Here is a 5,824-nt window from a genome sequence, read left to right on the forward strand (position 1 = left end):
CCGAGAAGCTGTTGGTGCCCAGTCCCTGGCCGCCCTGCCAGATCTCGAAGCCGGCTTCGACGTCGATCAGATAGTTCGAGGGATTGATCGAGCCGCGTGCGACCGCGTCGTTGAACAGTGCCTTGAGATCGAGGTTCGAGACGGACGTGGCCCCCGGGTTCAGCACGTAAGAGATGATCTTCCAGGAGGTCTGCTGGCCGGTCCACACCTTCCAGTTCATGCCGTCGACGTACGTGGTGCCGGTCTGCGAACCGAACGGCTGCACCCCGCCGCGGCTGTTGATCCAGATCATCACCTCGGTGCCGTCCGGCTGGCCGCTGGTGGTGGGCGAGGAGTTGAACCAGATGTCGTAGGCGACGTCGTACGCGCCGGACCCCGGCTGGTTGGTGCTCCACGAGGTGGTCGCGCTGCCCAGGTTGCTCATCTGGATCGGCAGTCCGCTGTTACCGGTGCACAGGCCCCAGTGACAGCCCTTGAAGATGGACGGGTAGGTGGCCGGTGCCCCGCCGCTGAGGTTGAAGTTCGCGGTACTCACGGACCATGAGGTTCCGCCGTTGTATGTAAGGCACTGCGTTGCGCTGGAGTTCCACTCGTTTGCCTGGATCATGTAGTCCCCGGCCGGGATCGTGCCGCTGCCGGAGCAGGTGGTCGTGGCGGCCTGCGCGGCCGGCGCGGCGACCGCGGGAAGCGCCGCGGCGACGGCGAACGCCAGTGCCGCCGCGAACGCGCGCGGTCGCAGGAGTCGTCGAGACATTCGGTTTTCGTCCCTTCGAGAATCCGCTGAAGCGGTGAGAAGCGCAGAGGTAACGCCCGCGATCGCAGATCGGCTCGGCGGGCGAACTCGGCGGGAGTGATGGGATGTGCCGGTTTCGGCGCACACCGCATCGCTGGGTGAAGGTGCCAAGGCCGTCCCGAAAGCTCAAGAGCACAGCGGGGTCGGCGCTACGCGGGCCGCGCGCCAGCCGCGCATAAAACCGCAGTCCAGAGCCCTGCTTCGGCGCGAACACTCCAGGCGCGACGCAGGGAGCGGTCATGTGAAACTTACGTAGGGCACCCGATCCTGATCGCGCACCGTGCGCAATCGCGGCACCTCACCGGGTCGTGGCCGGACACAGGGGTTCCAGACGGGGTCCAGACATCCCATTGCAGGGCCGCCCGGTGCGTGTGGACTGCTGCCGCCGCCGTCCGGGACAGACTGGAAGCGCTCCCGGTCCCGCTTCATCCATGCCGGTGAAGCCGAGCCGATCGGGTTTCAGGCCCTTTGAGCACGTAAACGACGTGACAGAGCCGTTTCCTGGAAAGCGACTCTTTACAGTCCTGGCCGCTGTCACTATGGTCCGACTGGAAGCGCTTCCGGTCCCGCACGACCTCGGCGTGAGAGCGCTCCCACGCTCCCCTGCTCGGGTCCGCGCCGCTCAAGAGGATGAGGACAATGAGGTTTCTCAAGCCCGCCGTGGCCATCGCGGCCGCCGCGTTGGCACTCGGTTCCACGCCGGCGTCCGCCGTGGCGGCGCAGCCCGCCGATCACACGCTGCCGTCGGACTCGCGCTTCTACGTCGACCCGCACAGCGACGCGGCCAACCAGGCCCTGACCGACGTGAAGGCGGGAGACCTGCGTGACGCGGTGACGATGGCGAAGCTGGCCGGCTGGCCGGAGGCCACCTGGTTCACCGGGGGCAGCCCGCAGCAGGTGGCGAAGCAGGTCTCGACGTTGATGCGTGGCGCCCGGCGACAGCGGGCGGTGCCCGTCCTGGTGTCCTACGACATTCCGCTGCGGGACTGCGGGCAGTACTCCAGCGGCGGCGCCCCCTCCGATGCCGCCTATCGCCAGTGGATCGCGGCGTTCGCCGCCGCCATCGGACAGGCGCGCGCCGTCGTGATCCTGGAACCGGACGCACTGGCCAACCTGCCGCAGGACTGCGGTGCGAGCACGGATCCGACCGGCGCGCTCACCGCGGCGCGGATGGCAGACCTCAGATACGCGGTCTCAGTGCTCGAGGCCGAGCCACACACCTCGGTCTACCTGGACGCCGGCAACAGCCAGTGGCGAGCGGTCGGCGACATCGCACAGCGACTGATCGACGCGGACGTCGCGGACACGCAGGGCTTCTCCCTGAACGTCTCGAACTACCAGCCCACCGATCAGTCCGACCACTACGGCACCTGGGTCTCCCAGTGCGTCTGGTTCGCCACCGCGGGACCGAGCTGGGCGACCGGTCACGCCGACTGGTGCGCCAGCCAGTACTACTCTCCCGCCGCGCCCAACGACGGCCTGCCCGGCGACTCGGTATCGTCGAGCGACCCGAGCACCTGGCACTGGACCGACGACTGGTTCGCGCAGAACACCGGCAGCGCCCCCGCCGGGCAATTGACCCACTTCGTCGTGGACACCAGCCGTAACGGCCTCGGAGCTTGGAACCCGCCCGCGGGCACCTCCTACCCTGACCCGCAGACCTGGTGCAACCCGCCCGGTCGCGGCATGGGTAAGCGCCCGACCGCGGACACCGGCGTGCCGCTGGCCGACGCATACCTCTATATCAAGACGATCGGGCAATCGGACGGTAGCTGCACCCGCGGAACCGCCGGGCCCGGCGATCCCGTCTACGGCGGCGCGGCCGACCCCTCGGCCGGCACCTGGTGGCCGGCGCAGGCACTCACGCTCGCCGACAACGCGGTCCCCGCACTGACCTTCAATTTCGATCTACGCTGAGCAACGCACCGCACACGAGCACGAGCACGAGCACGAGCACGAGCACGAGCAGCAGAGAGGACCAACCGGTCCATGGCAACGCAACCGGCGCGCAGGCCGACCCTCGACGAAGTCGCCCTGCGCGCCGGGGTCTCCCGTTCGGCGGCCTCACGCGCCATCAACAACGCCCGGCACGTGAGCAGGGCCACCCGCGAAGCCGTCGAGCACGCGATCCAGGAGCTGGGCTACGTGCCCAATCCCAGCGCCCGGGCGCTGGCCACCCAGCAGGCCACGGCGGTCATCCTGGCCGTGTCGCACGATGATCCGGCGCTGTTCGCCGACCCGTTCTTCGCCCAGGTCATCGTCGGCGTCAGCGCGGCTCTGGAGACGACCGACCTGGTCCTGATGCTCGCGCTGGCCAGCTCCAGCCGCGGCAGGGAACGCGTGCAGCGGGTGCTGCGGTCCCGGCGGGCCGACGGAGTCATGCTCATGGCGCTGCGCGGGGACGATCCGCTGTACCACCTGACCGAGCAGCTCGGCCTGCCGGTCGTCGTCGGTGGCAGGCCCCTGCACGGCGAGCCGGAATGGTACGTCGACGCGGACAACCGCGGCGGCGCGAGACTGGCCACCGAGCACCTGATCGCGATCGGGCGCCGACGCATCGCCACCATCACCGGCCAGCTCGACACCCGGGCCGGCGCCGACCGGCTGCGCGGGTTCCAGGAGGCGATGGCCGTCGCGGGCCTGGACCACACCCGCGCCGAGCACGGCGACTTCACCGAGGACAGCGGCGCCGAGGCCACCGCCCGGCTGCTGGCCGCCCATCCCGACCTCGACGCGGTGTTCGCCGCCTCGGACAACATGGCCGCGGGCGTCTTGCGCGCGCTCAAGGCACACGGCCGCTCGGTGCCCGCGGACGTGGCCGTCGTGGGGTTCGACGACCTGCCGATCGCCCGCCACACCGACCCGCCGCTGGCCTCCGTCAACCAGCCGATCCAGGCATTCGGCCAGGAGATGGCCAAGATGCTGATCAGCCTCATCAACGGGGAACGGCCCACCTCGCTGATCCTGCCAACCCGGCTGACCATCCGCGAATCCGCGCCGATGCCCGGCGAGCCCCGCGACGGGTGACCGCGCTCGCACGTCCCGAGCCGCGCCGCAAGCCCGCCGGACCACGAATCCGAACCCTGACCCACCACGAGGCCGCGGCCGCCGGCGCACGTCGCAGCGCGCTGCCGCGGCTGGAATGTGGCGCCCCGGCGTCATCACGGCTCTGCTGCCCGCCCGCGCAGGTCAGGCGCCGGTATGAACGCCGTGCAAGCTACATACCGGCGGTCCGGGCGCAAGGGCCGTCTACCAGGGTGAACGCGGCCGGTCCGGGTTTCGCCTCGGTGCGCCGGTGACGTTCTCGCAAGCCGATCTCTACGCTGCGCCCAAGCGCTCAGTCGGCCCGGGGGAATGCCATGCTCGATCACACCATCCCGCCCACGCCTGCAACAGCGTCGCAGGCCCCTGCCTCCGGGCGGCCGGACGTCGCCGCGAGAGCCCAGGCCGGGCCGCCCGCGGTGGCGCCCGCGGACACGGGCTCTCGGGCCGGGGCCGAAACGGCCGAGGGAGCCCAGGTCGGCATGGAGACCCGTGCCGCAGCCGGCGCCCGCGGCATCCGGTCCGTGCGCCCGGCCTGGCCGAGTCGGCTGACCGCCACCGACCGATCCGCGATCGGCGTCACGATCGGGGCCCACGCTGCCCTGGCGATCGTGGCCTACTGCTCGTCGTGGATACAGGGCACGAACAACAGCCACCAGCCGCTGACGGGCGCTTACCAGCACTGGGATGCGAACCTCTACGTCAACTACGCGCAGCACGGCCTGTTTTCCGGGCAGTCCGCCCCGAACAACGCCGCGTTCCTGCCCGGATATCCCATCCTGCTCGCCTTCGTGCACCTGTTCGTGCGCAACTGGCTCGACTCGGCGCTGCTGCTCTCCCTCGTCGCGGGTTGCGTCGCGGCCGTGCTGCTCAACCGGATGGCGGGCAGCACGCGGGCCGGGCTGTTCCTCTTCACGGCTCCGGCCGCGGTGTTCCTGACCGTCGGCTACAGCGAGCCGTTGTTCCTCGCCTTCGCCGTGGCGGCCTGGTACGCCGCGCTGCACGCGGAATGGTCCGTCGCCCAGCTGTTCGCCGGGCTCGCCGGACTGACCCGGATCGACGGGCTCGCCCTCATCCCGGCCCTGGTCCTGTTCGCACTCGTCCGGCCCGGCAGCGGCCGGCGCCTGCACGCCGCCTCGATCGCGGCGGCCGCCGCCCTCGGTCCGTTCATGTACGAGCTGTACCTGCGCCGCGCGACCGGCAGCTGGACCGCCTGGCAGGCCGCGAACCGCAAGGGCTGGAACCTGTGGGTCGACTGGCCCTGGACAGCGATCCGCAACACCTGGCGCGGCGCATACGAGTACGGCGACGGTTCCGGCGCGTACGCGTGGGCCTTCCAGCTGGAGCTGGTGTGCACGATCGCGGCCGCCCTTCTGGTCATCGTGCTGCTGGCGCGACGCGCCTGGCCCGAAGCGGCCTACTGCGCCCTGGTGCTCGCCAGCATGGTGTTCGTCAACAGCCAGCAGGCCGCGGACCGCGGCCTGCTGATGTGCTTCCCGCTCTACGTCCTGCTCGCCCGCGCCGCAGACCGCCGGCCCTGGATCGGGAACGCGTACCTGTGGGTCAGCGCGCCCATCGCCCTCGTCTCGACCTACCTTTACACCGCGGGCAGTTGGGCGAACTGAGCCGGCCCGCACATCGCAGACCACGTGTCCTCGCGAGCCCCGGGTTCCGGTCCGTCGGCGGCGGTCAGCGCCGCGGCGGATCGGCGCCAGCTTTCTCGGATTTTCCCGCAACCTGATGTCGCTGACTGACGTCTGCATAGTTACAGCGAAGAACAGGGGAGCGGTCACGTGTACAGAAGAAAGCTCGGGCCATCATGCGTATTTGCGCCACGGAGGTCATATGGCGCTGGGTAGCGGCACTGCCCTAAAGTTAGGGCCGGTCAGTCCGCTTTGGGGAGATTCGACTCGGCGATGGTGATGGTGTAGCGGGCTTTCTGGGTGTGCCCGTTGCGGCGTTCGGCGTTGGTGCGGGGGCTGGTTCGGT

General features: G+C 70.1%; 4 protein-coding genes. 3 read left to right on the forward strand and 1 reads right to left on the reverse strand.

What is annotated here, in order from left to right; translation table 11 throughout:
* Positions 1–754: GH12 family glycosyl hydrolase domain-containing protein (locus tag KGA66_RS27690; RefSeq protein WP_438822084.1), on the reverse strand; the 754-nt coding region annotated here is incomplete at its 3' end.
* A 678-nt stretch (positions 755–1,432) separates the two neighbouring features.
* Here KGA66_RS27690 and KGA66_RS27695 point away from each other — a divergent pair.
* From KGA66_RS27695 to KGA66_RS27705, 3 genes are all read left to right on the forward strand, one after another.
* Entirely contained in the window at positions 1,433–2,710 is a 1,278-nt protein-coding gene (locus KGA66_RS27695; protein WP_246508865.1) for a glycoside hydrolase family 6 protein, read from the forward strand.
* A gap of 72 nt (positions 2,711–2,782) precedes the next feature.
* Positions 2,783–3,820: a LacI family DNA-binding transcriptional regulator gene (locus KGA66_RS27700; RefSeq protein ID WP_211472320.1), complete on the forward strand. Its 1,038-nt coding sequence runs from the start codon at positions 2,783–2,785 to the stop codon at positions 3,818–3,820.
* A 497-nt stretch (positions 3,821–4,317) separates the two neighbouring features.
* Positions 4,318–5,460: a mannosyltransferase family protein gene (locus KGA66_RS27705; protein WP_211472322.1), complete on the forward strand. Its 1,143-nt coding sequence runs from the start codon at positions 4,318–4,320 to the stop codon at positions 5,458–5,460.
* Positions 5,461–5,824: the final 364 nt, after the last annotated feature.

The organism is Actinocrinis puniceicyclus, assembly GCF_018283645.1.
Taxonomy (GTDB): domain Bacteria; phylum Actinomycetota; class Actinomycetes; order Streptomycetales; family Catenulisporaceae; genus Actinocrinis; species Actinocrinis puniceicyclus.